The organism is Polaromonas sp. P1_G2 (assembly GCF_056405515.1).
Map to the genome: position 1 here is coordinate 1 of NZ_JBFUBY010000819.1, position 546 is coordinate 546.

The 546-nt window shown below is 61.4% G+C and carries 1 protein-coding gene; it reads left to right on the forward strand.

Going from position 1 to position 546, the window contains the following annotated elements:
• Positions 1–22: 22 nt before the first annotated feature.
• Positions 23–546, forward strand: a 524-nt coding sequence (locus AC1D0P_RS27790) for a 3-hydroxyacyl-CoA dehydrogenase family protein (protein ID WP_477679678.1), incomplete at its 3' end; no start/stop codon positions are given.

A 546-nucleotide genomic window follows, 5' to 3' on the forward strand; every position in this document is an offset into this window, starting at 1 on the left:
GATCGAAGCAGTCTTTGACGACATGACCGTCAAGACCGAGCTTTTCCGCAAGCTCGACGGCATCGTCCGGCCAGATGCAATTCTGGCCACCAACACATCCTATCTCGATCCGGACCAGATTGCTGCCGCAACAGCCCATCCGGAACGTATGCTCGGCCTGCATTTCTTTTCGCCCGCCAATATCATGCGCCTCATGGAAGTGGTGCGCTGCGCCAGAACCGCGCCGGATGTGCTGGCAACCGGTCTGGCTGTCGCCAGGAAACTCGGCAAGCTGGCGATCGTCTCCGGGGTCACCGAGGGTTTTATCGGCAACAGCATCTTTTCCGCATACCGGCGTGAGGCGGAATTCCTGGTCGAGGATGGCGCCTCCCCGGCCGAGATCGATGCTGCTATGGAAGGTTTCGGCATGGCCATGGGGCCATTCGCGGTCTTCGACATGGCCGGGCTCGAAATCGCCTGGGCGCGTCGCAAACGCCAGGCAGCAACATGCGATCCCGCCGACCGCTATGTCGATATCGCCGACAGGCTCTGCGAAGCCGGCCGCTT